The following is a 26,142-nucleotide window of genomic DNA, read 5'->3' as shown; positions in this document are numbered from 1 at the left end:
ACGGCAAGCGCGCGCCCGCAGGAGTAACGACGCAGATGGGCCTTTTTCAACGGTCTCCTAGTGGAGGATCATCATATAGATCCTAGTCCCCTTCCCGACTTCCGATGTAATCTCAAAGGCATCACAGCAGCGGGCTATATTCGGCAATCCCATACCGGCGCCAAAACCCAATTCCCGAATATGGTCGGAGGCGGTAGAATATCCTTCCTGCATGGCCAGTTTAATATCCGGGATACCCGGCCCTTCATCTTCAATGGTGATTTCAGTCCGGTTAGGATAGATGCTAACTCTCATTTCACCGTGATAAGCGTGAATAATCACATTCATTTCCGCCTCATAGGAACTGATGGCAATGCGGCGGATCACGTCAGATTTGACTCCGACCTGCTGCAGGATTCGCTTTATTTTACTGGAAGCGGCGCCGGCTAATTCAAAGTCTGCGCCGTGCAAAGTAAACTCCAGAGACAAACCGGCATCAGCTTTCATGATGAACTCCTTGAGGAGAGGAACAGCCCCTGATACCGCCGCTGTATAATAAGCCGCAAGCTTCAAACATTGGCCAGCTCGTAACTAGCAAAGGAATACCGTTATTGGCGGCCAGTTGAATGACATCCTGACTCGGCCGCTTGCCTCTGACAAATACAATTCCCGCCAAGTCACTCATCTCGGCGGTCCGGATGACCTGCAGGTTCGTCAATCCGGTTAGCAGCAGGGTCCGTTCTTTGGTGAACGCCAACACATCGCTCATGAGATCCGCGCCACAAGCAGTGGTTACTTCCTTATCTAAAAGATGCCCCCCAAAAACCACTTCTGCGTTGAGCAGTATTTTTGCCTCACAAAGCTTCACCAAATCCCCCCTAGGTTCCGGCTGTTTGTTCGAATTTTCACAAATTAATACATAAAAAATTAGAGGGCACATAGCCCTACTAGACTTAATATATCTAATTTTATTTACTATTTGTTTTATTCGCTCAAAAAGAAATTTTTCCTGCTGCCTCGCCTGTCCTTATATATTTTTTTCGGCTCGGCAGTGCGCCACAACACTAAAACCATGGCATTAAAAAACCAGAACAGCATGGACATCTGGACACTAAACAAAACGTGGTCGGTCATGCCATTCACGGCAATACCGAAAAAAGCCGCCAGGATTCCCGCCGACAAACCGCTGACCCATGGCTCAGCCTTGCTCCGATACAGAGTAAAGGCCATCTTGGCATGATAGCCCATGAGAATTAAAAAGGCCGCCAGGCCCGGAATACCTGTTTCCGCTGCCATATGCAGGTACATATTGTGTGCATGGAAAATAATAATCGAGGGGTCTTGAATAAAAAAGTCGTAATGGGGATAGACCATCCAGTATGTACCCCAGCCAAACCCCAATAAAGGTCGGTCATGGATCATGGCCAGTGTACTTTCCCACAGAGCAAACCGCAAAGTCGAGGAAGTATCGGTGGGGTGCAAAATAGAAACCAGTCTAAGATAAACATCGTCCGTACAAAGGGCCGCCAGAGGCACGGCCAGCAGCAGCCATAAAACCCAGCGGCGGCACAATAGGCCATAGGCCAGAATAACTGCCAGCAAGCTCACCCAGGCGCCCCGGGAATATGTAAGAACCAGACAGCCGCTCATTAGCAGGATAAAAATCAACAGCAAAATCTTCTTGTCCCAATCCCGTGTACCTAATCCAAGCCCCAACCCCAGCCCAATCATCATGACCATAAAACCGGCCAGCAAGTTGGGGTTCTCCAGGGTGGAAAATATTCGTACTTTCAGGTCGGGAAACTGATCGCTGTCCACCCATTCAAAAGCCGAAATATCGACTCCCAGGATGTATTGGTAGAACCCGTAAAGAGCAACCACCACCGATGAGGCCAGCAGTGAATACACCACCTGTTTCAACTGCTGCCGCGATGTCACATTATAGCTGATGAGAAAATAGAGACCCAGGTAACGCCCCATCAGATGCACAAAATTGTAGAGACTGAACCCCCGGTCAGCCGAAACAAGAGCTGACGTCAGACCTAAAAACACCAGGAAAAATAAGGTCTCATCAAAAGGGGTGCGTTGGAATTCCCATTGACGGCACACCAGCATTTTAGCCAGCCAAAGAAATATGCCAAAAATCAACAGCACGGTGGACATTCGCAACGACAATGGCAGAAAGAATGCCAGAGCTAAAATGGTATATTCCATCAGTCCGCTATAGCCGGCGCTGATCTGGCGATATATAGTTTCTTTCACAATATTTTCACCTTGTGCGGAATTGGTACGCAAACAGCATTAATCCGTATAAATACCCTTACCATTATATCCTAGTCCTATTCTTTTGTCCAATTCCGCAATATTTGACGGGTGCTTCCAATTAAATACAAAGAGCCGGCGACACAGATTACCTGATCCGCCCCGGCCAACCGGCCGGCTTGCTGCAGACCGTTTTCCAGGCTGTCGGCTATCTTCGTCTGATATCCCGTTAACAATTGGGCCACCGACTCCGGCGCCGCCGCCCGCTCTGAATAGGGCTTCACCAGAATAATGCGGTCCTGGGGCCGGAATAATTCACGGATAACCCCGGCAATGTCCTTGTCAGCCAGCACGCCAAATACAAAAATAACCGATGCCTGAGGAAACACCTCATCCAAAGCGGCGCGCAAAATTCTAGCTCCGTCCGGGTTATGGGCGCCATCGACCACGATAGTGGGACTGCCGGGAAATACTTCAAACCGGCCGGGCCAGACTGTCTGCTCCATCCCCGTTTTCATAGCGGACACAGAAATTCTGGGATCATGTCCGGCCAGCAGTTGAGCCGTCATGATCGCCAGGGCGGCATTTTCCACCTGATGCCGCCCCAGCAAAGGTGTGATGAAAGTGCCGCTGAGGCCGGATTTCTGCAGCTGGATTGTTATTTTTTGCCGGAAAGATTCTATCCCTTCGGACTGAGCGTATATATCACGGCCATACAGATACAAGGCAGAGCCCAACTCAGCCGACCGGCTGGCGATCAAGTCGCCGGCCGGTCCCTGAGCCGCTGTCACCACCGGTTTTCCCGCTTTAATGATGCCGGCTTTATGGCGGGCAATGTCCAGGACAGTAGGACCGCATTTATCCGTATGCTCCAAAGTTACATTAGTGATAACCGAAACTTCCGGCAGGATAACATTGGTGGAATCATATAAGCCTCCAAGGCCCACCTCAATGACCGCATATTCCACCCCAGCCTCGGCAAAGAAATAAAATGCCGCCGCCGTCAACACCTCAAACTCGGTAGGATGCTCCATTCCCTGAGCGACGGCATGTTCCACAAACCGTCGGGTGTATGCCACCGATTGGGCAAAAGACTCCCGTGAGATATCATGCCCGTTCACCGTCATCCTTTCAGTATAGTCTTCCAGATGAGGTGAAGTATATAACCCGGTTTTAATGCCGCCGGCCCTGAGGATACTGGCCAGCATGGCGGAAGTGGAGCCTTTGCCGTTGGTGCCGGTTATGTGCACAGTCTTATAACAGCGCTCAGGATGATCCATCAATTCCAGCAGCGTTTCAATTCGTTCCAGGCCAAGCTGTATACCGAAGCGGGATAATGAAGCAAGGTAGGCTAAAGCCTCGGGATAATTCATAAATCGGGCGCCTCCTCTTAATTATAACGTAGCAAGATAGGCTAACCGTTCATTAATAACCGCACATTTTTCCTGAAATTCCTTTTGCTTGGTTTTTTCCTTTTCGATCACATCGGCCGGCGCTTTGGCGACAAACCCTTCATTGGAGAGTTTGCCGGCAATGCGGGTCAATTCTTTTTTCAGCCCGTCCAGTTCCTTTTTCAGCCGGGTGCTTTCTTTTTCCACATCAATCAAGCCCTTCAGGGGCAGATAGACCTCCACGCCGTTGACAACCGCCGCCGCGGCATTGGCCGGTTTTTCCGCCTGAATCAGCCCAATTACCGGTTCCGAGGCGCCCAGGGTTTTTAAATATTGAATATTAGCAGTAAAAACGGCTGCTAACGAAGGGTTGGCTGCCTGCAGGATGACCTCGCTGCGTTTTCCGGGGGGCACATTCATTTCCGCCCGCATATTACGAATGGCTTTAATGGTGTCCATTAAAAGGCTCATATCCCGTTCAGCCTCATCAGAGGCGTATTGCGGTTCCGGCTGTGGCCAGGCCGAGGTCATGACGCTCCGGCCTTCATGAGGCAGATGCTGCCAAATCTCTTCTGTCAGGAAAGGCATAAAGGGATGCAGCAGTCTCAGCGTATTGGACAGAACATGCCACAGAACATACTGAGCCGTGGCCCTGGCCGCCACATTCTCCTTATCATACAGGCGGCCCTTGGTCATTTCAATATACCAGTCGCAATACTCATTCCAGATAAAATCATATAAGAGCCTGGCGGCCTCGCCCAATTCGAACCGCTCCAGATTGCCGGTAACTGCCTCTACCGTATGAGTATAGCGGCTTAATATCCAGCGATCCGCCAGAGTCAGTCCCGCCGGCGGCTGAGACGGATTAAAATCCGCCAGGTTCATCAAAACAAAGCGGGAAGCGTTCCAGATCTTGTTGGCAAAATTGCGGCTGGACTCTATCCTCTCCCAATAAAAGCGCATGTCATTGCCCGGAGTGTTGCCGGTCACCAGGGTAAAACGAAGAGTATCGGCACCATACTTTTCAATTACATCCAGGGGATCGATGCCGTTGCCCAGGGATTTGCTCATTTTACGGCCCTGGGAATCCCGCACCAGGCCGTGGATAAATACATGACGAAAGGGAATCTCCTTTTGGAATTCCAGACCCATGAAAATCATGCGGGCTACCCAGAAAAAAATGATATCATAGCCGGTAACCAGCACCGAGGTAGGATAAAAATGCTTCAATTCAGCCGTATTTTCCGGCCATCCCATGGTGGAGAACGGCCAAAGGGCTGAACTGAACCAGGTATCCAAAACATCCGGATCCTGTTCCACATGGCTGCTGCCGCATTTGCCGCAGGCGGTTACGTCGGTGCGGGATACCGTAATTTCGCCGCAATCCCGGCAATACCAGGCGGGAATCCGGTGTCCCCACCAGATTTGCCGCGAAATGCACCAGTCCCGGATATTTTCCAGCCAATTGATATAGATCTTGGTGAACCGTTCCGGTACGAACTGAATTCTGCCGGAAGTAACCGCCTCAATGGCCGGCTCAGCCAAAGGCTGCATTTTTACATACCATTGCTTGGATATGAGGGGTTCCACCACGGTGGCGCAACGCTGGCAATGGCCCACGGCATGGGCATGCTCATCGATTTTTACCAGGAATCCCTGTTCTTTCAGATCAGCCACCAAGGCCCTGCGGCAGTCATAACGGTCCATGCCGGCATATTTGCCGGTATCTTTGGCCATGGTTCCATCCGGGTTCATGACCACGATTTGCTCCAGTTGATGCCGCAGCCCCATGTCGTAGTCATTGGGGTCATGGGCAGGCGTAACCTTAACGGCGCCGGTGCCGAAGGACGGGTCCACATACTCGTCGGCCACAATGGGCAGCCGTCTTCCCACCAGAGGCAGAACCAAATACCTGCCCACCAGATGACGGTAACGGACATCATCGGGATGAACCGCTACGCCGCTGTCGCCGAGAATGGTTTCCGGCCGGGTGGTGGCCACGGTCACATACTGGCCGTCGCTGTCTTCCACCGGGTAACGGACATGATACAGATGACCCGGCTGCTCTTCATGCTCCACCTCAATATCGCTGAGGGCGGTATTGCAGCGGGGACACCAGTTGGTGATGCGGTTGCCCTGATAGATCAGTCCCTTTTCATATAAGGATACGAAGACTTCCTTTACGGCCTGGGAGCACCCTTCATCCATGGTAAACCGTTCTCTCTGCCAGTCGCAGGAAGCTCCCATCCGTTTCAGTTGGGTAAGGATCCGGCTGCCGTACTGATGTTTCCAGTCCCAAACCTTTTCGATAAAGGCAGGCCGTCCCAGGTCGTAACGGGATTGCCCTTCCTTGGCCAGGTTTTCTTCGACTTTGATCTGAGTGGCAATGCCGGCATGGTCGGTCCCCGGCATCCAAAGAGTGTTATATCCCTGCATCCGGCGGAACCGGATCAGAATATCCTGCAGCGTGTTATCCAAAGCGTGACCCATATGCAGCTGCCCGGTTACATTGGGCGGTGGGATAACAATGCTGAACGGTTTTTTCCCGGGTTCGACCTCAGCATGGAACAGGGCTTCCTGTTCCCAGTATTCATACCACTTAGTTTCTACTGCCTGCGGATCATATACGGTCGGCATATTGTCTTTTTCCATGAATAATACCCCCTGGAACTCGAATTTTATAAATAAAAAAGCACTTTCATCCCCGCAGGGACGAAAGTGCTTAATCTTCCGTGGTACCACCTTGCTTCCCAGAGTGAATACAAAACAGCCTGGGCACTCAAAACGCGATAACGGCGCTATCCGGTTGCACCTACTCAAGTTCAGCGCAACAACTCCAGGCTGACCTTCGGCTATGATCCGCGGGAAACTTCGCAGCCTAAGAGTTCCTCTCTGAGCCGCCGATCATTGCGTACTCTGCCTATCATGGTTGATTCTATATTTTACTATACAGTAGTATTTACTATATCTGTTATTTCTATATTTGTCAAGATATGACCGCAATATTACAAGCTAACCAGAGTAAAGAGAAACATCAGAATCGACACCAGCCCGTTGCGCATAAAATAAGTCTGAGTGACCCGGGACAAATCCCAGGGCCTGACGATATGATGCTGATAGCAAAGGACCATCGCCGCCAGTCCTACCCCCAGGTAGTAATACCCTTTTAAGTTCAGCATCAGGCCCACCGTGATCAAGCCCAAAATGCTCAGGCCATGCATCCAGCGGGAAATCCGCAGAGCGCCGGGGATGCCGAACCGTACCGGTATGGAATGGAGTTGGTGCTCCTGATCAAAAACCGTGTCCTGGCAGCCGTAAATCACATCAAAAGCAGCAATCCATGCCGCTACCGATCCGCCTAAAATCAGAACCGGCCAAGGCATATCGCCCCTGATGGCCAGCCAGGCGCCAACCGGGGCGCAAGCCAGAGCCACTCCCAGCACCAAATGACAGGTCCAGGAAAAACGTTTCATGTAAGGATAAAGCAAAAATGGCAAAATTGCCAAAGGGGAAAGCAGCAAACAATTCGGATGCAATTGGGCCGCCGCCCAGAGAAATACCGACAGACTCGCCAGGATAAAGGAAAAAGCCTCCCAGGGCTTAATCGTTCCCTTGACCATCGGCCGGGCGGTAAAGCGGGGATGAAGCTTATCGTATTTTAGATCGATCAGGTTATTCAGAGCCAGGGCAGCACTTCTGGCGCCAATCATCGCCAGGGTGATCCAGCCCAATTCAGCCCATCCCGGCCGGCCGCCGGCCGCCAGAAAAGCCCCCATATAGGCAAACGGCAGAGCAAACACCGAGTGTGACAAGGCAATATTGGTTACATGAGCTTGCATCTTGTCTACAATCCTAGATTTTCCCATTTCTCATCCACCTGTTTCTTGATCTCCGGCGACATGACGATCTCGTCTGGCCATTCCCGGCTATTGCCTTCCTCCGGCCAGGTCTTGGTAGCATCAATGCCGACTTTCGTTCCCCAGTGGGGCATGGGTGACGAGTGGTCCAGCACGTCCAGGGGCCCGTCCACCATGACCACATCCCGCCGGGCGTCAATGTTATTATAGACCCGCCACCAGACCTCATTCATATCCTGAACGTTCACATGATCGTCTACCACAATAATCATCTTGGTAAACATCATCTGGCCCATGCCCCAGATGGCATGCATGACTTTTTTCGCCTGCTGGGGATAGCGTTTTTTGATGGACACAATGGCGCAGTTATGAAATACCCCTTCCAGAGGCAGGTTGATATCCTTTACTTCCGGCATGGCCACCTGCAAAAAAGGCAAAAAGATTCTTTCGGTGGCTTTGGCGATGAAGCAGTCTTCCATGGGAGGCTTGCCCACAATGGTCGCCGGATAAATCGGGTCCTTCCGGTGAGTGATGCAGGTGATGTGAAAGACCGGATATTGCCCCGCCAGGGAGTAGTAACCGGTATGATCGCCAAAAGGTCCCTCCAGCCGGGTCTCGTCCAGCTCGACATAGCCTTCCAGAATAATCTCGGCGTGAGCAGGCACTTCGATATCCACGGTTTCACATTTGATTAATTCCACCGGTTTTTTGCGCAGAAAGCCGGCGAACAGCATTTCATCGATGTCCGGCGGCAGAGGAGCCGTAGCGGCGTAGGTGATGGCCGGATCGCCGCCGATGGCCACAGCCACTTCAATCCGGTCTTTGCCCAGATCCTTGTGGGCCCGGTAATTATCGGCGCCGCCTTTGTGAATGTGCCAATGCATGCCGGTCGTTTTTTCATCAAATACCTGCAGCCGGTACATCCCTACGTTCCGTTTGCCATTTAGGGGGTTCTTAGTAAACACCAGCGGCAGGGTGATAAACCGTCCAGCGTCCTGAGGCCAACATTTAAGGATGGGAAATTTCGCCAATGACGGCTGATCTTTGATAATAACCTCTTTACAGGGACCGGACTTTACGTAACGGGGAAAGTTGATCGCCCGTTTCATCTGAGGAATAACCGAAACCAACTGGAGTTTATTCTGTAGTGAAATGTAGGGCAGCTTCAGCAATTGACGAATTTCATCGGCAATATCGTCAATTTTTTCGACCCCCAGGGCAAAAGCCATGCGTTCCACACTGCCAAAGGCGTTGATAAGCACCGGCACATCATAGCCTTTCACATTTTCAAACAGCAGAGCCACATTTTTATCCCCCGACATTTTGGAAACCCGGTCGGTAATCTCGGTGATTTCCAATTCGCAATCCACCGGTTGGTGAATCCGTTTAAGCCAGCCCCGTTCTTCCAAGGCCGCGATAAATTCCCGCAAATCCTGAAATGCCAAAGTAAATACTCCTTTCACAAGAGAAAAAACTCATCCTCCTCGAATCTGAGACCGTTCAAAAAGGGAGGGTCTCCTACTTGCCAAACCATACCCGGATGACCCAAACGCTCATCTCAAATAGCAGCATCAGCGGCAGCGCAAGCATAAGCTGTCCGAAGATATCCGGCGTCGGCGACACTACACCGCCGACAACAAATGCCCCCACTAAAACCACCTTGCGCTTGGACACAAGGAAGGTCGAACTGATGATTCCCATTTTGGCGAGAACCATGATGAACAACGGTAATTCAAAAATAAAGCCAAAGGGAAACAGCAGGGAAATGACAAAGGAAATATATTGCCCCAATGAAAACATGGGTTGTAAGGTATCAGTGGCAAACCCCATAAAGAAGGTAACTGCCATGGGCAAGACCAAAAAATAAGAAAAAGCCAGACCTATATAAAAAAGAACCACCGAGACCGGCATTAATGCGACAAACAGCTTCCGCTCGCTACGGGTAAGAGCCGGGACGATGAAGGCCCAAGCCTGGTACAGTACAATTGGCAAAACCAGCAGAAAGCCGGAGAAAACGGCGGTCTTAATATAGGCCATAAAAGCCTCAGCCGGATTCATGTAATACAGCTTACCGGCGGGCCGAATGATATAGGCTATAATTTTTTCCACAAAAAAATAGCAGGCTGTGCTGCCAGCGATAATTGCTGTCAGGGCAATGATAATGCGCTGCCGCAGCTCCTGCAGATGGTCTACGATGGTCATCTCAGCTACCGGAAGTTCCCGCTGGGAGTTGAGCTGAGCCTGGTCCTGATCCATTGCTTGTTCCTGTTGGCTTGTCGTTTCAGACATTCAACAGTTCCTCACTTTTTTTCAGCATGAGTCAGTCCGTCTGACTTTGCTTCAACAGCTTTGGCCTGCACGGTGATTTCTTCTTTCTGCTCGCCGCTGGTAGCCCGGCGGAATTCTGAAATACCCTTGCCTACCGCTTTGCCGATATCCGGCAATTTGCCAGGGCCAAACACCACCAGAGCAATAACCAGGATCAGAATTAATTCAGGCATACCCAAATTAAACATACAATCACCCTCCTCGTTAGTATCTCACAACGTATTTCCTATGCTGTTTTCTATTTCTTATTATAACTGTCTGTCCCGCAAAAAACAATCAGTCAAACCTTGTTTGCCGCCATCGTCATCATTCCAAAAATCAGACTTTTCCCATGCGTGCGCCGGTTAATTTTAAAAAAGCCTACTGTTTTTTTATCTTGATACCGGAGTTCATTGTATCCTGTTTCAGCTGCAGCATAGTTTTCTCCACCATATCCAGATGTTCGTGCATCCGGCTACGGGCCAGTTTCGAATCGCATGCCGCAATAGCGGCATAGACCCGGGAATGGGATTCATATACCTGCTGAGGCATATTTTTCACTAGAAACAGCTTTTGCCGGGAAGCGCGGAAACTGTTGGTCATCACGTCGGTAATGGTACTCATGACCTTTTCCAAAACCGGATTGTTCGCAGCCCTGGCTACGGCAAAATGAAAAGCATCATCCGCTTTGTCGCCAATGCCGCCGCTGTCTACCTCCTCAATCAGGGAGGAAAGAGTCCGGCGCAGTTCTTCCAAGTTCTCCGCCGTAGCCCGGATCGCCGCCAGGGCAGCCATTTCTGCCTCCAATATCTTCCTGACCTCAAGGACCTGGGTAATATCGGCGATATCCACCTGCAGCAAAAACGAAAGGGGTTCCAGCATGCCTTCATAGGATACCTGCCGGACAAAGCTGCCCTCGCCGGGACGTATCATAATGATTCCCATCATTTCTAAGGCGCTGAAAGCCTCACGCACCGAGGCTCTGCTGACATTGAGCTTTTCGGAAAGTTCCCGTTCCGACAACAGCTTATCGCCCGGCTGCAATTTGCCGTCAATAATAAGTTGTTTGATTTGCGCCACAATTTCTTCGTATACTTTTTTTGTTTTTACCGGATTGAACATGTTATCCTCCGCTACCCATCCGAACAGCTAAAATTTACGAAGTCCGACAAAGTCGGCAATTGCCACTAACGCCCGCTGTGCCTCAGGAGCCAGTGAAGCGGGCAGCCCGGCGATTGCTTCCCGCAGCTGCGCTTGAACCTTACTGTATGAATATTCGATAGCGTCGCAGTCTCTCACGATCGCCAGACAACGATTCAATACCGGATCCGACATATCCCGGGCAACAATAGCCATGCGCAGTTCCTCTCTGTGAGGGCTGACCTCCAGAGCCCGGATAACCGGCAGGGTGATAATTCCCTGGGCCAGATCGCCGCCCACCGGTTTACCCAGCTGGGGTGCAGAAGCGGTAAAGTCCAAAATGTCATCGGTAACCTGAAAAGCCAGCCCCACTAAATAACCATACTGCCGCACAGCCTGAACCGCAGCCGCCTCCATGCCGGCGGCCATAGCTCCCAATTGACAGCTGGCTGCCAGAAAGTCAGCCGTTTTCTTGGCGATACGCATTGCATAGTCATCTTCCGACTGATCCGCCAGAAACGCACTGTTTGCTTGCAGAATTTCTCCTTCGCATAAGGAACAGACTACTTCCGCTAATTCTTTCATGACCCGGTTGTCATTTGTCTTGGCCAGCAGCGCAAATGCCCTGGCAAAAAGATAATCTCCAGCTAACACCGAGGGATGATCCCCCCAGCGGGAATTCGCCGTCGGAATCCCCCGGCGGGTGGAGGCATGATCAATTACGTCATCATGCACCAGAGTGGCCATATGAATGAGTTCAATGGCAGCGGCCACCACAATGGCCTGATCCAGACCGGTATCCGTTTGCAGTCCCTTAGCAGATATAAGGTACAGCGCGGGCCTTAATCGCTTGCCGCCCGCCTGTACCAAATGCTGACCAATATCCGTTACCATATCAACCTGAGAATAAGTCACAGACATCAGCAGAGTCTCAACTTCTGCCATATCGCGTTCAATTAATGCCAAAGCTGCTGCTTCCACGAGTCTACACACCCTAACCGTGATAGTCTGTGTCTATAATACACCAAAAAATTCCCCACGTCTATATGTCCTGGCAAGGTGGCCATTACTTTTTCTTCTCCACCCGAATGGCACAGTCAGGACAAACCATTTGGCACATGCCGCAGAGAATGCATTTTCCCATGTTGGCTTCCACTCTTGGCGTTCCATACACGCCAAGATCATCAGACCAGCTGATGCATTTTACCGGGCATTTTTCGATACAGAGTCCGCAGCCTTTGCACAATCCGGGAAATACAGTCCAAAAGCCCTTGGAGCTGTTATATGTCGCACTTTTCCAGTTTGTTTTCGCCATGATATCCCTCCCGCCTCCTTACATCGCATTCCTTATGAGTTGATAGCCACGCTCCAACGCCCGGAAATTCATGGTGCGCAATTCGGGGTTAGATTTAAACTTATCGCCCAGTTTGACATCCAGCGCCTGCTTGATTTGATCTAAGGGCAATACTTCGGTAGCGGCGATCACTGCGCCAAGGATAATCATATTGAATACGCGGGGATGCAGGCCTGCTTCATTTTTAGCCATATCATTGGCCGGAATGGCGACCACCTTTTTTACCGACGGAATATCCGCCGGATTGATCCCCGGCCCGGGTTTGGTAAAGGAGACAGTTTTGGGCTCGCCGTCAATCATATCCCGGGGCAAATCCTTATTGGGGGCGTCGGCGGTAGGATTCGGCGGCGTCACGTCAAAATACTGCAGGCCTATGATATTGTCATTGACTTCACCTTCGACGATAAGGGAGTTATCATAGATATAGACGGTGTCTTTGCCGGCATGCATCCGGGTTCGTTTTACCGCACGAGCACTTAAGGGAATCAAAATATCGGCTTTCTGGAACTTAGGAGCGCCTATGGCGTCGTCACTGATCTGCACATAGGCAATGGAAACGCCGCCCCGCTGCTCCACGCCAAAATTGGGAATATAAAGAGCCTGTTTACCCCCTTCATTGGCAGCTTCCGCCAAGATTTCCGCAATAGACTGCACCCCCTGACCGCCTTCACCGGCCAGCGCAATTTTTGTTATTTTCGCCATCCTCAGCCCTCCTCGCTTTGGGGTGTACGCAATTCGCCCAATTTAAAATACTGGGCCATATCTCTTTCGATGAATTCCCAGGTTTGTTTGGCATTGGTGCGCCAGTTGGTGGGGCAGCCGGACAAACATTCCACGAAGGAAATACCGTTTCCGGCCATTTGATTTTCCAGAGCTTTCTTAAGATACGCTTTCATCTGGCGGGGATTGGAAACCGTGCCGCGAGCTACATAAGCCCCCTCCGGCGCAACAGCTGCCACCATTTCCGGCCCCTTGGTCGGATAACCGGTTTGCTCCACGTCACGGCCATAGGGAGTCGTCTCGGTTTTCATGCCGGGCAAAGTGGTGGGCGCCATTTGACCGCCGGTCATGCCATAGTTGCAATTATTGCAAAGAATAATCGTGATTCTTTCATTCCGTACGGCCGCATTGAACAAGTGTTGGGAGCCGATGGCATACCCGCCGCCGTCGCCCATGTACGCCACGCCTACAATATCCGGATTGGCGCGCTTCATGCCGGTGATGACAGGTGTGGTGCGGCCATGATGAGTCTGCACCGAATCCACGGCGAAAAAGTCCCAGGCTAACAGAGAACAGCCGATGTCACAGCCAAAAACGACCTTATCTTTTAATTCCAGTTCATCAATGGCTTCGCCCAGAGCTTTCAGGATAATACCATGTCCGCAGCCAGGGCAAAATTTGTGGGGTTTGGTTGCTTCGTTCCAGCAGGCAGGCATTGCCGGCTGCAGTTCACTATTTTTCATGACCTCTTGCATATGGATCCTCCCTTCTATTTTGACAGTTTCGCATATTCTTCTAAGATTTCCTCAGTAGTGATCCCCACACCCGGCCGCAGTACCGGTACGATTTCAACCGGATTGCGATAGAGGGCTGTTTGCACTGATTGCAGGAACTGCCCGTAGGCTGATTCGGCCACCAACAGTTTCTTAGCATTTTTTACTGACTTCACCAACTGTTCTTCCGGGAAAGGGCGTACAGTAATCGGCCGGAAGCAGCCTACCTTCTTGCCTTGAGCCCTCAGTTGTTTATAGGCTCCCAAAGCCGCCCGGGATACAACGCCATGAGTGACCAAAATGATCTCAGCATCCTCACAGCCTTGTTCGTCCCACTCTACAATCTTAGGAGCCATGGCATCCCAGTCTTTTTGATGAGCCAGGACTACTTCATACAGTTCATCCTCGGTGTTGTAAGTGTTGCGCAAGTGGCGAAAAGGCTCGCTTGTTTCGCCCAAAATGGCCTCCGGCTTGGCGAGGGTCTGGCCCCTTTCTTCCGGATCGTAAATCGTGAGGGTTTCCCGCATTTTCGCCTGGTATCCGTCTCCCAGAACAAAAGCGGGGAACCGATAGGTCCAAGCCATGTTAAACGCTTTGATCGTATAGTCGAACAGTTCCTGATGGGTAGCGGTGGAATAGACAATGCGGTGGCCTTCGCCGTTGCCGCCGAAGGTCGTCATCCGATATTCCTGCTGGGCATAGATAACGGTTGCCGTAGAAGGACCGCCTCGCTGCTGGATTACATACACGATGGGCAGGCGCATCATCTCGGCCATAACGGCTGATTCCTGCATCAAAACGTTACCGGGACCGGCAGTGGCGGTAAAAGCCTTTCTGCCCGTCATCACCCCGCCGAGAGTAGTAAAGCCGGCGGAAATTTCATCTTCTGTCTGCAAAAAGCGTTTGCCGTATTTTGGGGCAAGCCGGGTCCAATAGTGCATGATTTCATTTTGCGGCGTAATCGGGTAGCCGTACATGATGTCCGCTTTAGCTGCCACAGCAGCCCAGGCAACTACTTCATTGCCTGTCATGAATACTCTTTGTTCACCTTCCAGTGAAGCTTCAGCCATAAGAGCACCTCCTGCTTGAGTGCTTTGCAATGCTGTCAGACTATACGCCAGCCTCTACAGCTCGGCTGCCATAACAGTCCAAGCGTACAATAGCATGAATTTACAGATTTAGCATGGCAGGAATCAGTGACCGGCATACATTTTCCCATAAATCTTTACTCCCGCTACCGCCACTTCCGCAAATGCTGTAAATCTGCTGCAACACAACAGGGGGGCGCACATGAACCGACCGGCTCATGTGCGCCCCCCTGCGAGCAACAACGCAAATGGATCTTTTTAATAGTCCTTAGGTCTCTTAGCCAAGTAAGGCACCTATGGCTAGGAATTATCCTTCCTGAAAATAGCGCATACTGGTCTTTTTCCACTCTTTGGTACTAAATAACAAAGTGTAGTCGGTAAGCCGGGTTAATGCCGCCAGCTCCTCCGCCAGCTGCTTGCACTCCTCTCGGGTTTGGGCATGAATCATGGTATATAAATTATAAGGCCAGTCAGAATAGGGAGTCCGGGTGTAGCAATGGGTTACGCTGGGCATCTGCGCCATCATTATCCCTGCCTCTTCCAGACGATCAGTTGGCGCCTGCCAGGCGCATAAGGCGTTAGCCGCAAATCCCACCTTACGGTGCCACAGCACAACTCCCATTTTGCGAATCTGGCCTTCTTTCTGATATCGCTGCAACCGTTTTAACAGTTCCTCTTCGCTGATGCCGATCTGAGAAGCCAGTTCCTTATAAGGCTCAGCGACCAGCGGAAATTCATTCTGCATCATTTGAATGATTTTTCGATCTAGAGTATCAAACATAGCACACCGCCTGCAGATTTAATCGAGGGTAAATCGCACGTTGACCTTAAATTTTTTCGTAGACGGCAGGTTGAGAAGCTTTTCCACACCGTCGAAAGCCTCTACCTCAGCCAGTGTTCTTTGCTGTTCCTCCCGGCTGGGTGACAGTAATGTGAACCATAAATTGAAGCTGCCTTCCCGTTCGTAATTGTGAGTAACACCGATGTAACTGTTGATTTGACGGGCTACCGTCTCCAGCTTTTCCGGACTGACCCGCAAAGCCACCAGCGTGCCCACATACCCCAGACGGGTAGAATCAAAAAAAGGTCCGATGTGCCGGATATAGCCATGTTCCCGCAAAACGGACAGACGCTCCAGCACCCTGGATTCATCTGTCCCCAGTTGCCGAGCCAGGCAGGTAAAAGGACGGGATTCCAGTGGCAGATTATTTTGAATTAAATTGAGCAACTGTTTATCAAAAGCTGTTAACATGTAATTCTCCCATCTGTACAATGCAAACATGGCAGCAGGACAGCCCTTGCGATCTGCAACCTCTAAATATACTGCCCGTTTTAAAGGTTATGGCGCACTGGCCGCCCTGCTAACTCTTTCCTGTCTTTTTCTATTGTAGCAAAATTTGTACAATATCGTCAAGCAACTCATCGCGTCCGGCGCCGCTTAAAGCCGAATGGATCAGGATCTGTTCCGGCTCGATTCCCAGGGTCCGGGCGATCACCCCCATATGCTCCTTCATGCGGGAACGGGTGATTTTATCCGACTTGGTAGCGACGATTTTTACCGGCAGTCCCTGCCGCCTCAGCCATTGATGAAAAAGAATGTCACTTTCCATGGGAGGGTGCCTGATGTCGATCAGCTGATAAATGCGTTTGAGCCGAGAGGACTGAAGAAAATATTCTTCGATAAACTTAGCCCACTGCCGCCTGGTGCTTCGACCGGTTTTAGCATAGCCATAGCCCGGCAGATCCACAAAAAAAATCTGACGCCGGGCTTCACTATTGTTATGGGACAGCTTAAAGAACACGCGAAAGAAATTAATAGTCTGAGTCTTGCCGGGAGTCGCACTGGTCAGGGCCAATCCCCGATGACGGCAAACCGAATTAATGAGGGAAGATTTTCCCACGTTGGAACGGCCGATAAAGGCGATTTCCGGCTCATCGCCGGGCGGATACTGCTCTTGCCGCACCGCCGAGATCAGATATTCCGCCCGGATGACATCCGGCTTTTGAGCCGGATGCAACTCACTCATGATTGTTCCCTTCGATCAGGGCTGCCCGCAATACTTCATCCATGTGCTCTACAAAGATAAACTCCAGGGCCCGCTTCACATTGACCGGGATCTCATCAGTATCCCGTTTATTTTCTTTGGGCATGATCACCTTTTTAATGCCGATGCGATGGGCTGCCAGAACTTTCTCCTTGATGCCGCCCACCGGCAGCACCCTGCCCCGCAGAGTGATCTCGCCGGTCATGGCGATTTCCGTTCTGACCGGCCGGCCGGTCAGAGCCGAAGCCATAGCTGTGGCCATGGTAATACCGGCTGAAGGCCCGTCTTTAGGAATGGCGCCTTCCGGCAAATGGACGTGGATATCAGTTTTTTCATGGAAATCCTCCTGAATCCCCAATTCCCTCATCCGGGTACGGATATAGGTAAATCCGGCTTGGGCTGACTCCCGCATCACATCGCCCAACTGTCCGGTGAGGGTTAGCTGTCCTTTGCCCGGCATAACCGATACTTCCACGGATAACACATCGCCGCCCACTTCGGTCCAGGCCAGTCCGGTAGCCAAACCCACCTGATGATTCAGCTCGGTTGGAGTTTTGCGGTATTTAGGAGCGCCTAAATACGTATGCAGATTTTGCGCGGTCAGTTTCACGGCAGTCCGCTTATGCTGAACAATCCGCCTGGCTGCCTTGCGGCAAAGTCCGGCGATATTTCGTTCCAGGCTTCTGACTCCTGCCTCCCGGGTATAGTCCCGAATCACTTTTTGCAGGGTGCCTTCCGAAAACATCAGCTGCTTTTCAGTTAGCCCGTGTTCCTTTAATTGTTTAGGAATCAAATAACGCAAAGCAATCTGAATTTTTTCCTCTTCAGTATAGCCGGCAATAGTTATGATTTCCATCCGATCCAGTAAAGGACGGGGAATATTATGCATGGCATTGGCGGTAATGACCCATAGAACCCGGGACAAATCAAAGGGTAATTCCACGTAGTGATCGCTAAAGGTATTATTTTGTTCCGGATCTAAAACCTCCAGCAGGGCGGCCGATGGATCGCCGCGGAAATCGGCGCTCATCTTATCGACTTCATCCAGCAGGAATACCGGGTTTTTCGAGCCGGCAGTGCGCATGCCCTGGATGATCCGTCCCGGCAAAGCGCCCACATAGGTGCGCCGGTGTCCGCGAATTTCGGCTTCATCCCGGACCCCGCCCAGGGATACCCTCACAAATTTCCGTTCCATAGAACGTGCTATCGATCTGGCCAGAGAAGTCTTACCCACCCCCGGCGGTCCCACCAGGCAAAGGATAGCCCCTTTCATATGTTCATTCAGTTTACGGATAGACAGGTATTCCAGAATTCTTTCCTTGACTTTTTCCAAACCGTAATGATCCTCTTCCAGGATCTTTTCCGCTACGTTAATATCCAGCCGGTCCTCAGTTTCCTTCGTCCAGGGAAGAGACAGGAGCCAATCCAGATACGTACGAATCACAGAGCTTTCGGCCACCATAGGCGGTGTTTTTTCCAGGCGTTCGATTTCCTTTTGGATCTTTTCCGCCACTTCTTTCGGCAGGTCCTGCTCTTTCAGCCGCTGCCGGTATTCTTCGGCTTCCGCCATCCGATCGTCCTTATCGCCCAGTTCTTTTTGGATGGCCTTCATCTGCTCGCGCAGATAGTACTCCTTCTGGGTTTTTTCCATCTGTTTGCGGACCCGGACATTGATCTTCTTTTCCAGTTCCAGAATCTCCAGTTCCCGCCCCAGAATGTCGCAAAGGACCTCCAGCCGTTCTTTTACAGGAATGGCCGCCAGCAGCATCTGCTTATCTTCGATTTTCAGGGAAAGATGACTGGCGATCAAGTCTGAAAGCCGTCCCGGTTCTTCCACCGTGACCACTGATACCAGAGTCTCAGGTGGAATCTTTTTACTGAGTTTGACCCATTGCTCGAACTGATGGATGGTAGTGCGGATCAGGGCTTCAATTTCAGGCGTCTTGGTCTGGATTTCCTCATATTCTTTTACTTCCACCGTAAAATAAGGATCAAATTCGTTATAAGCGATGATCTCAGCCCGGCGCAAGCCTTCCACTAAGACATGGATGGTGCCTCCTGGCAGTTTTAATAGCTGTTTGACTTCCGCAATCGTGCCGATGGAATAGATATCCTCCGGCGCGGGTTTATCATTTTGCGCGTCTTTCTGTGTCGCCAGCATGATAAGGCGATCATGGACCATAGCCTCTTCCAGCGCGCTGATCGATTTTTCCCGTCCCACATCCAGATGAATGATCATATATGGGAAAACTAATATTCCTCTAAGCGGCAACAGTGGTATAAAGCGTGTCTCAATCCCAGAACTCATCAGGTATCCCCCTCTTGGTAACCGTAGGAGACCGTTGAAAAAGATCCATCTGCGTTGTTGCTCCTGCGGGCGGGCTCATTCGGAAAACATCCTCCCTTTTGGACTCAGATTACAGTAGCCTTTTGTTGTGACTACGGCAAAAGGTGATTTGTTTTCTTCCTGATCTCACGATGCTTCGCATCGTTCTAGTATCGACGTACCCTCCGAACGTACAGTCTCACGCCCGTCCTCGTCGCGCCCAGCATCTGAACCTTTTTGAACGGTCCCAGATTCGAGGCTGCAGATGCATTTTACAACAAACCCCTAGCAAGTATATTCATCGGTAGTTTCAGCGTACTTCTTTATTAATATTCTTAGGCATGTGAAAAAATCCTTTTCCAAAAAGCTGCAATATATAATAAATGCAACCAGTTTTCTGGCTGCATTTATACTTCAACGCTCCCCTACATTTTTACGCCTGCGCCGGCCGCCGTTAAGAGCTCCGGTTGAGGAGCGACGATTTCCAGGCGGACGGGATCTGCCGGTTTCACTAACGCATACTTGAATACCTCATCCAATGTTTCTACGGCAATCACTTCCACATTCCAGGACTGAAACAGCTCCTGCCAGTTTTCTTTCGGGATGATCACCCGGCGTGCGCCGGCCTGTATGGCTGCGGCTACTTTAACCGGTACGCCTCCCACCGGTTTCACCAGTCCTCGGATCGAGATCTCACCGGTCATGGCTACGGTGTTATCGATGGGAATTCCTTTCACCGCCGAATAGATGGCAGCCGCTACCGTAATGCCGGCGGAAGGGCCGTCAATGGGACCGCCGCCGGGAAAATTGACGTGAATATCATACTTATTGCATTCCAGGCCATACTTGCCGGTCAAAACAGTCAATACATTATCCAGAGAGCCTTTGGCCATACTTTTGCGCCGAATCAGCCGGCCCGGCGTTCCCAGCTCTTCTTCATCCACCACGCCGGTCACGACAAATTTACCGCTGCCAAACAGATTGGGCTGGACTGACACCTCAATTTCCATCACTGTTCCTACATTAGGTCCATAAACCGCCAATCCGTTAGCAAGCCCAATCTGTGGTTTCGCCGGCACTTTCTTTTCCGGCCTGGGATTATACTGGCCAAAATTCACGACCCATTCAATGTCAGCGGTCAAAATTTCCCGGCGTTGTTCATGGGTGGCAATGCCGGCAGCAATCTGGACGATATTCACAGCTTCCCGTCCATTAGTGGCATAACGGCTTAAAATATCCACCGCATTGTCTTCAATGTTAAACGCGACTTTTTGGACAGCATTTTTGGCGATTTGCCGCACTTCATCCGGCAGAAGAGGCCGGAAAAAAATTTCTACACAGCGGGAGCGAATGGCGGGCGGAATATCCCCTGGCAGGCGGGTCGTCGCCCCCACCAGCCGGAAATCAGCCGGCAGGCCATTTTGAAAGATATCATGGATATGGGTGGGTATATTGGTATCTTCGCTGCTATAATAGGAACTTTCCAAAAACACCTTACGGTCTTCCAGCACTTTCAGCAATTTATTCATTTGTACGTGGTGCAGTTCACCGATTTCGTCGATAAACAGCATACCGCCGTGGGCTTTGGTAACCGCTCCGGCTTTGGGCTGGGGAATACCGGCCATGCCCAAAGGACCCGCGCCCTGATAGATAGGATCATGCACCGTACCGATTAAAGGATCGGCGATGCCTCGCTCATCAAACCGGGCTGTGGTGGCATCCATCTCAATAAACTTAGCGGATTTACGAAAAGGTGACAGGGGATTGCGTTTCGCCTCTTCCAGCACCAGGCGCGCCGCCGCCGTTTTCCCGACCCCAGGTGGGCCGTATAAGAGAACATGCTGCGGGTTCGGACCGCAAAGAGCTGCTTTGAGAGCCTTGATGCCTTCATCCTGGCCAATAATTTCCCCAAAAGAGACAGGACGCGTCCTCTCGGCAAGGGGCTCGGTCAGGGATATTTCGCGCAAACGCTGCAATTTATCCATTTCCTTTTTCGATTCCTTTTCTACCGCTACCCTGCTGCCTTGCTGCGACCGTAACAAGTTCCAGAAGTAGAGCCCGATGACAATGGCGAAAAAGAACTGAATAAGCGTTATGACGTTAATAGCGTAGTCCACGCGTTAGACCTCCTTGTTAGTCCTGGCATTTTTCTTCTCATTCTAGAACTAGTATTGGCATATGGAATGTTTTTATCCGGCAAAAAAGGGCGTTAAAAGAGTAAAAATCGGCATAAAAAAAGGAGGGGATTAAATATCCCCTCTTTTTATGCCGATTCTTCTTTTTTCTTTGTTTTTCGCTCCGCTGTGACGACAATGGGCTCTTCCTTGTTCACAACCACTTCCTTGGTCACAATGCACTTAGTCACATCGTTACGAGAAGGAACGTCGTACATTACGTTGCGCATGATGGCTTCGATAATCGCCCGCAGGCCCCTGGCGCCGGTATTGCGCTTTAAGGCTTCCGCCGCGATTGCCCGAAGGCCGTCTTCTTTAAATTCCAGCTGAACGTTATCGAGCTCCAGGAATTTTTGATATTGCTTGACCAGAGCGTTTTTGGGTTCAACCAGAATGCGGACCAGAGCGTCTTCATCCAAGGCATCCAAAGTCACGATGACCGGCAGACGTCCCACAAACTCCGGGATCAAGCCGTATTTCAGAAGATCTTCCGGCAGAATCTGCCGTAAAATCTCGCCTACCTTTTTGGTCTCTTTAGTTTTCACATCAGCACCGAAGCCAAGGGTTTTTTTACCGGTACGGGCGCTGATGATCTTGTCGACGCCGTCAAAAGCGCCACCGCAGATAAAGAGAATGTTGGTGGTATCGATCTGAATAAATTCCTGATGCGGATGCTTGCGCCCACCCTGAGGCGGAACACTGGCAATGGTGCCCTCCAGAATTTTCAGCAGTGCCTGCTGCACACCTTCACCGGAAACATCCCGGGTAATTGAAGGATTTTCCGACTTGCGGGCAATTTTGTCAATTTCATCAATATAGACAATCCCTTTTTCGGCTTTCTCCACATCATAATCAGCTGCCTGAATCAGCTTGAGCAGGATGTTCTCCACATCCTCGCCCACATAACCGACTTCCGTCAACGATGTGGCATCAGCGATGGCAAACGGCACATTCAGGATTTTAGCCAGAGTCTGGGCTAACAGAGTCTTGCCGCTGCCGGTAGGGCCCAACATGACGATATTAGATTTTTGCAGTTCTACATCATCAACTTTGGAGCCGAGATTGATGCGCTTATAGTGATTATAAACCGCTACAGCAAGGGATTTTTTCGCTTCATCCTGACCGATAACATATTGGTCGAGGATGCTCCGAATTTCCTTGGGTTTAGGAACATCTTTCAGTTCGACTTCTACGTCTTCGTTCAGTTCTTCTTCAATGATCTCATTGCATAATTCAATGCATTCGTCGCAGATATATACACCGGGACCGGCTACCAACTTTTTTACTTGTTCCTGAAGCTTGCCGCAAAACGAGCATTTAAGTTGTCCCTTGTCATCCCCAAACTTTAACATGTTATCACCTCTCTATTTGGGACTTTGGGTTTCCGGCCTTTCACCTCGCGCCAATACCGAATCAATAAGGCCGTATTCCTTGGCCTCTTGCCCGGACATGAAGAAATCACGTTCCAGGTCACGCTGCACTTTTTCCACCGGCTGCCCGGAGTGACGGGCCAGAATGTCGGCGCCGATTTCACGCAACCGCAAAATCTCGCGGGCATGAATTTCAATATCAGTAGCCTGACCCTGAGCGCCTCCGTGGGGCTGGTGAATCATCACTCTGGCATAAGGCAGAGCGTAACGCTTGCCCTTAGCGCCGGCCGTCAGAAGGATTGCCGCCATACTTGCGGCTAATCCCAGACAAATGGTCGAAACATCCGGTTTGATGTACTGCATGGTATCATAGATAGCCAGTCCGGCTGTAACAACCCCGCCGGGACTGTTGATATACAGATGGATGTCTTTTTCCGGATCTTCCGATTCCAAGAACAGCAACTGAGCGATCACCAAATTGGCCATAGTGTCGTCAATAGGTCCTCCGATAAAAACAATACGGTCTTTCAACAGACGGGAGTAAATGTCATACGCTCTCTCCCCTCGGTTGGACTGCTCTACAACAATAGGTACAAAACTCATAGAGATTACACCTCGGTTCTTAAAGACTCATTAAATAAGCCTTCATTCTCTAATATTAACCAAAATTACCAGGGATTATTCACTTACTGTTTAACAGCACTGTCAATGATCAGTTTAGCCGCTTTTTTGCGGGCTACGCTGAGAGCCAGGGCGCCTACCCTGTTTTGCTCCAGGATCACTTTACGCACGTCTTCCAGCGGCGCATGATATTCAGCAGCCATAGCCGCCACTTCGTCTTCCAGATCCTTGGTCTCGGCTTTGATTTCTTCGGCTTTAACCACCGCATCTAAAAGCAGGTCGGTTTTTACACTGACAGCAGCGGATTCACGGTATTTTTCCCGTAGTCCCGCGATATCCATATTCAGATATTTCAGATACTGATCTAAGGCCATGCCGCGATTTTGCAGGTTGATGTCAAAATCCTGGATCATCTGGTCAATTTTGTCCTCGATCATGACATCCGGGATATCAACTGTTGCATTATCTACAGCTTGCTTAATCGCCTGATTGCGGAACTCTTTTTCACTCCGTTCCGCGGCGGCCTTTTCTAATTTATTCTTGATGTCAGCCTTTAATTCCTCCAGGGAATTAAACTCACCGGCATCTTTCGCAAATTCGTCATCCAGAACAGGCAGTTCCTTGCGTTTGATATCATGGACAGTAACCGTGAATTTCGCTTCTTTGCCGGCCAGTTCGGCGACAAAATAGTCGGCGGGAAAGGTAACGGTAACTTCGCGGTTTTCCTCGGTTTTAGCACCAATCAGCTGGTCTTCAAATCCGGGAATAAAGCTGCCGGAACCTACTTCCAGAGGATATCCTTTAGCATCGCCGCCTTTAAAAGGCTGCCCGTCAATATAGCCGGCAAAGTCAATAATGGCAAAATCGCCCTTTTGCAGCACAGCGTTTTCCACTACTGACATTTTGGCGTTCTTTTCCCGCAGATCCTCAAGTGCCTTATTAATTTCCGTTTCACCGATTTCCGCCGGTTTATGCTCCACTTTGAGATCCTTATACTGCCCGATAGAAATTTCGGGTTTAGTAATAACCGTGGCCTTAAAAACGAACGGTTTGTCTTCTTCTAAGATAACGACATCAATTTGCGGGCGGCTGACCGGTTCCACATCCTGCTCCTCCAGAGCTTTGCCATAGGCAGCCGGCGCCAGAAGTTCAAATGCCTCATCGGCGAAGGCTTCTTTGCCAATGCGCATTTCCAGCACCTTACGGGGCGTTTTGCCTTTACGGAAACCCGGTATATTAACTTTATTCGCTAGATTTTGATAAGCACGATCAAATGCCTTCTTAACTTCTACCTGAGGCACTTCCATTTCCAGCACCATTTTATGATTGTCAATTCGTTCTGCGGTAACCTTCACTATTAGGACATCCTCCTTAATTAAATTATACCCGCCGGTCAGCGCAGCCACTGGCCGTAAAACTCACAGTATCTAGTGATGCCATGCATTATATGATACCATAACTATACAGCAAAAACAAGTGATATAGAAAAACCCAGCATTGCTGCTGGGGATCAAATCAAGTATGGAGCGGAAAACGAGATTCGAACTCGCGACCCTCGCCTTGGCAAGGCGATGCTCTACCGCTGAGCTACTTCCGCATGCTCTCATTTCAGGTGACTGCTGTCTAACAACGTATTTTATTTTACACAACAGTATTACTTTTGTCAACAGCATATTTCATTTTTTCTTTCGGAACTTTCCGCCCTATCCGCGTACTTCTTTTTACTATCTTTTAATTATCACATGGAATAAGAGAAGAATTTCGATCGAACAAACGGGGCGGAAGCACCCGCGTTATTGCCACTGCCGGGACATTGCCTCGGAGAGGCTGCGCATAAAGACCTGCGGCAAAAGTGGTGCCATGAAAACCGCTCTGGAATGGGTTATATTCCTTTAACTGCCGGAAGCTTGCTTAATTCCTCGGTTTCGATAGCAGCGATTAATCGCGGGACTTCCTTTTTGGATAGGTATTGGAGATAATGACATTCGCCTACATGTCCGGTCTGGTTCATACATCGGTTCCGATATATTCTTTTCGGGGTAGTATCCAGATTGGCAACAAAATAATCATCGATTTGGCGAATCACGCCGGCACCTCCGAAAATCCGCAACGATGGAGTGGTATGAACTACGCCCTTTCTGCTTTTGTATGTCCAGGAACTTATGCATGCTTTTGTATAACAATACCCTTTGATAAAATGCAAGTGACTAATATCACCCTGTGGATATTGCCGATGCTTATCTTTTCGTCCGGACCAGCCCCAAGATAGCAGTGTTTGCGTCAATTCTTCTTCCATCGGAATGAGCAGCATCATTTTGTTTTCATACTGACGCAGCTTTAAAGCATTTTTGCTTTGGAGACTATTCGCTATCAATTGCAATAATGCTTTATTACGGTATTGTATACGCAGCCCATAGTCGGTTATCGTTCCATTGCCCCATACAAAACCAATAATCCAGTCAAAGGGAAGCATGCCACTCGCCTCTTCTAAATATGCATTACGTTATGAACCAAACAGCAGATTTCAATCTGCTGTTTTAATCCCCCAGAGTTACGCCGTGGGAGTCTGCTTCGAATCCGCTTCAGGCCGCGGTATCTCGTTAAACTCGACTGTGACGGGTCCATGATCCCCTTTAAGAATGCGGGATATTTCCCGGGTGAATGTTTGGGAAATCTCGTCTTTCTGCGCCTGGGTCCGGCCTTCATACATTTTGATGGATATAACCGGCATATAA

At 50.2% G+C, this 26,142-nt stretch carries 25 protein-coding genes, 1 tRNA gene and 1 other annotated feature; all 26 genes read right to left on the bottom strand.

Going from position 1 to position 26,142, the window contains the following annotated elements; translation table 11 throughout:
• Positions 1 to 57: 57 nt before the first annotated feature.
• Positions 58 to 486: an ATP-binding protein gene (locus ALO_RS07465; RefSeq protein WP_004094456.1), complete on the bottom strand. Its 429-nt coding sequence runs from the start codon at positions 484 to 486 to the stop codon at positions 58 to 60.
• Positions 476 to 847, bottom strand: a complete 372-nt coding sequence (locus ALO_RS07460; RefSeq protein ID WP_004094454.1) for a DRTGG domain-containing protein — start codon at positions 845 to 847, stop codon at positions 476 to 478. The genes ALO_RS07465 and ALO_RS07460 overlap by 11 nt, the downstream gene beginning before the upstream one ends.
• A 116-nt stretch (positions 848 to 963) precedes the next feature.
• A complete protein-coding gene (locus ALO_RS07455) occupies positions 964 to 2,241 on the bottom strand; it encodes an O-antigen ligase family protein (protein WP_004094453.1) in 1,278 nt (425 codons plus the stop codon).
• A 77-nt stretch (positions 2,242 to 2,318) separates the two neighbouring features.
• Entirely contained in the window at positions 2,319 to 3,614 is a 1,296-nt protein-coding gene (locus tag ALO_RS07450; RefSeq protein WP_004094452.1) for a bifunctional folylpolyglutamate synthase/dihydrofolate synthase, read from the bottom strand.
• 21 nt (positions 3,615 to 3,635) lie between these two features.
• A complete protein-coding gene (locus ALO_RS07445) occupies positions 3,636 to 6,284 on the bottom strand; it encodes a valine--tRNA ligase (protein ID WP_004094451.1) in 2,649 nt (882 codons plus the stop codon).
• A gap of 53 nt (positions 6,285 to 6,337) precedes the next feature.
• Positions 6,338 to 6,568, bottom strand: a binding site (T-box leader).
• A gap of 69 nt (positions 6,569 to 6,637) precedes the next feature.
• Positions 6,638 to 7,498: a UbiA-like polyprenyltransferase gene (locus ALO_RS07440; RefSeq protein ID WP_040292950.1), complete on the bottom strand. Its 861-nt coding sequence runs from the start codon at positions 7,496 to 7,498 to the stop codon at positions 6,638 to 6,640.
• Entirely contained in the window at positions 7,477 to 8,934 is a 1,458-nt protein-coding gene (locus ALO_RS07435) for a menaquinone biosynthesis decarboxylase (protein WP_040292949.1), read from the bottom strand. The genes ALO_RS07440 and ALO_RS07435 overlap by 22 nt, the downstream gene beginning before the upstream one ends.
• A 73-nt stretch (positions 8,935 to 9,007) precedes the next feature.
• On the bottom strand, positions 9,008 to 9,778 hold the full coding sequence (gene tatC, locus ALO_RS07430; RefSeq protein ID WP_004094444.1) for a twin-arginine translocase subunit TatC: 771 nt from the start codon (positions 9,776 to 9,778) through the stop codon (positions 9,008 to 9,010).
• 11 nt (positions 9,779 to 9,789) lie between these two features.
• Positions 9,790 to 10,005 carry a twin-arginine translocase TatA/TatE family subunit gene (locus ALO_RS07425; RefSeq protein ID WP_004094442.1) on the bottom strand — a complete coding sequence of 72 codons (216 nt, stop codon included), beginning with the start codon at positions 10,003 to 10,005 and terminating at the stop codon, positions 9,790 to 9,792.
• A 172-nt stretch (positions 10,006 to 10,177) separates the two neighbouring features.
• Positions 10,178 to 10,918 carry a FadR/GntR family transcriptional regulator gene (locus tag ALO_RS07420; RefSeq protein WP_004094435.1) on the bottom strand — a complete coding sequence of 247 codons (741 nt, stop codon included), beginning with the start codon at positions 10,916 to 10,918 and terminating at the stop codon, positions 10,178 to 10,180.
• A 27-nt stretch (positions 10,919 to 10,945) separates the two neighbouring features.
• A complete protein-coding gene (locus ALO_RS07415; protein ID WP_004094434.1) occupies positions 10,946 to 11,917 on the bottom strand; it encodes a polyprenyl synthetase family protein in 972 nt (323 codons plus the stop codon).
• 85 nt (positions 11,918 to 12,002) lie between these two features.
• Positions 12,003 to 12,251 (bottom strand): 4Fe-4S binding protein, encoded by a 249-nt coding sequence (locus tag ALO_RS07410; RefSeq protein WP_004094433.1) that lies wholly within the window; start codon positions 12,249 to 12,251, stop codon positions 12,003 to 12,005.
• Between the two features lie 18 nt (positions 12,252 to 12,269).
• Positions 12,270 to 12,992, bottom strand: a complete 723-nt coding sequence (locus tag ALO_RS07405) for a 2-oxoacid:acceptor oxidoreductase family protein (RefSeq protein WP_004094432.1) — start codon at positions 12,990 to 12,992, stop codon at positions 12,270 to 12,272.
• Positions 12,993 to 12,994: 2 nt separating this feature from the next.
• Positions 12,995 to 13,765, bottom strand: coding sequence for a thiamine pyrophosphate-dependent enzyme (locus ALO_RS07400; RefSeq protein ID WP_004094431.1), 771 nt, complete (start codon positions 13,763 to 13,765; stop codon positions 12,995 to 12,997).
• Between the two features lie 14 nt (positions 13,766 to 13,779).
• Positions 13,780 to 14,853 (bottom strand): transketolase C-terminal domain-containing protein, encoded by a 1,074-nt coding sequence (locus ALO_RS07395; protein WP_004094430.1) that lies wholly within the window; start codon positions 14,851 to 14,853, stop codon positions 13,780 to 13,782.
• 325 nt (positions 14,854 to 15,178) lie between these two features.
• A complete protein-coding gene (ahbB, locus tag ALO_RS07390; RefSeq protein WP_004094428.1) occupies positions 15,179 to 15,652 on the bottom strand; it encodes a siroheme decarboxylase subunit beta in 474 nt (157 codons plus the stop codon).
• 18 nt (positions 15,653 to 15,670) lie between these two features.
• The gene (gene ahbA, locus ALO_RS07385) at positions 15,671 to 16,123 is read right to left on the bottom strand and encodes a siroheme decarboxylase subunit alpha (RefSeq protein ID WP_004094414.1); all 453 of its coding nucleotides are present in this window, start codon (positions 16,121 to 16,123) and stop codon (positions 15,671 to 15,673) included.
• A 130-nt stretch (positions 16,124 to 16,253) separates the two neighbouring features.
• Positions 16,254 to 16,898 (bottom strand): ribosome biogenesis GTP-binding protein YihA/YsxC, encoded by a 645-nt coding sequence (gene yihA, locus ALO_RS07380; RefSeq protein WP_004094412.1) that lies wholly within the window; start codon positions 16,896 to 16,898, stop codon positions 16,254 to 16,256.
• Entirely contained in the window at positions 16,891 to 19,224 is a 2,334-nt protein-coding gene (gene lon, locus ALO_RS07375) for an endopeptidase La (RefSeq protein ID WP_040292945.1), read from the bottom strand. The genes yihA and lon overlap by 8 nt, the downstream gene beginning before the upstream one ends.
• Before the next feature lie 443 nt (positions 19,225 to 19,667).
• Entirely contained in the window at positions 19,668 to 21,359 is a 1,692-nt protein-coding gene (lonB, locus tag ALO_RS07370; protein WP_004094400.1) for an ATP-dependent protease LonB, read from the bottom strand.
• A gap of 146 nt (positions 21,360 to 21,505) precedes the next feature.
• On the bottom strand, positions 21,506 to 22,768 hold the full coding sequence (gene clpX / locus ALO_RS07365; protein ID WP_004094395.1) for an ATP-dependent protease ATP-binding subunit ClpX: 1,263 nt from the start codon (positions 22,766 to 22,768) through the stop codon (positions 21,506 to 21,508).
• Between the two features lie 12 nt (positions 22,769 to 22,780).
• Positions 22,781 to 23,389 (bottom strand): ATP-dependent Clp endopeptidase proteolytic subunit ClpP, encoded by a 609-nt coding sequence (gene clpP / locus ALO_RS07360; protein WP_004094394.1) that lies wholly within the window; start codon positions 23,387 to 23,389, stop codon positions 22,781 to 22,783.
• An 83-nt stretch (positions 23,390 to 23,472) separates the two neighbouring features.
• Positions 23,473 to 24,762, bottom strand: a complete 1,290-nt coding sequence (tig, locus tag ALO_RS07355; RefSeq protein ID WP_004094393.1) for a trigger factor — start codon at positions 24,760 to 24,762, stop codon at positions 23,473 to 23,475.
• A gap of 167 nt (positions 24,763 to 24,929) precedes the next feature.
• Positions 24,930 to 25,004: transfer RNA gene (locus ALO_RS07350), tRNA-Gly, on the bottom strand.
• 285 nt (positions 25,005 to 25,289) lie between these two features.
• Positions 25,290 to 25,880 carry a hypothetical protein gene (locus ALO_RS07345; RefSeq protein WP_004094392.1) on the bottom strand — a complete coding sequence of 197 codons (591 nt, stop codon included), beginning with the start codon at positions 25,878 to 25,880 and terminating at the stop codon, positions 25,290 to 25,292.
• Between the two features lie 78 nt (positions 25,881 to 25,958).
• The coding region (locus ALO_RS07340; protein WP_004094390.1) for a tautomerase family protein at positions 25,959 to 26,142 on the bottom strand (184 nt) is incomplete at its 5' end.

This window comes from Acetonema longum DSM 6540 (genome assembly GCF_000219125.1).
GTDB lineage: Bacteria > Bacillota > Negativicutes > Sporomusales > Acetonemataceae > Acetonema > Acetonema longum.
Note: the sequence above shows the minus strand (reverse complement) of the source record. Positions and strands in the feature narration are given on the sequence as shown.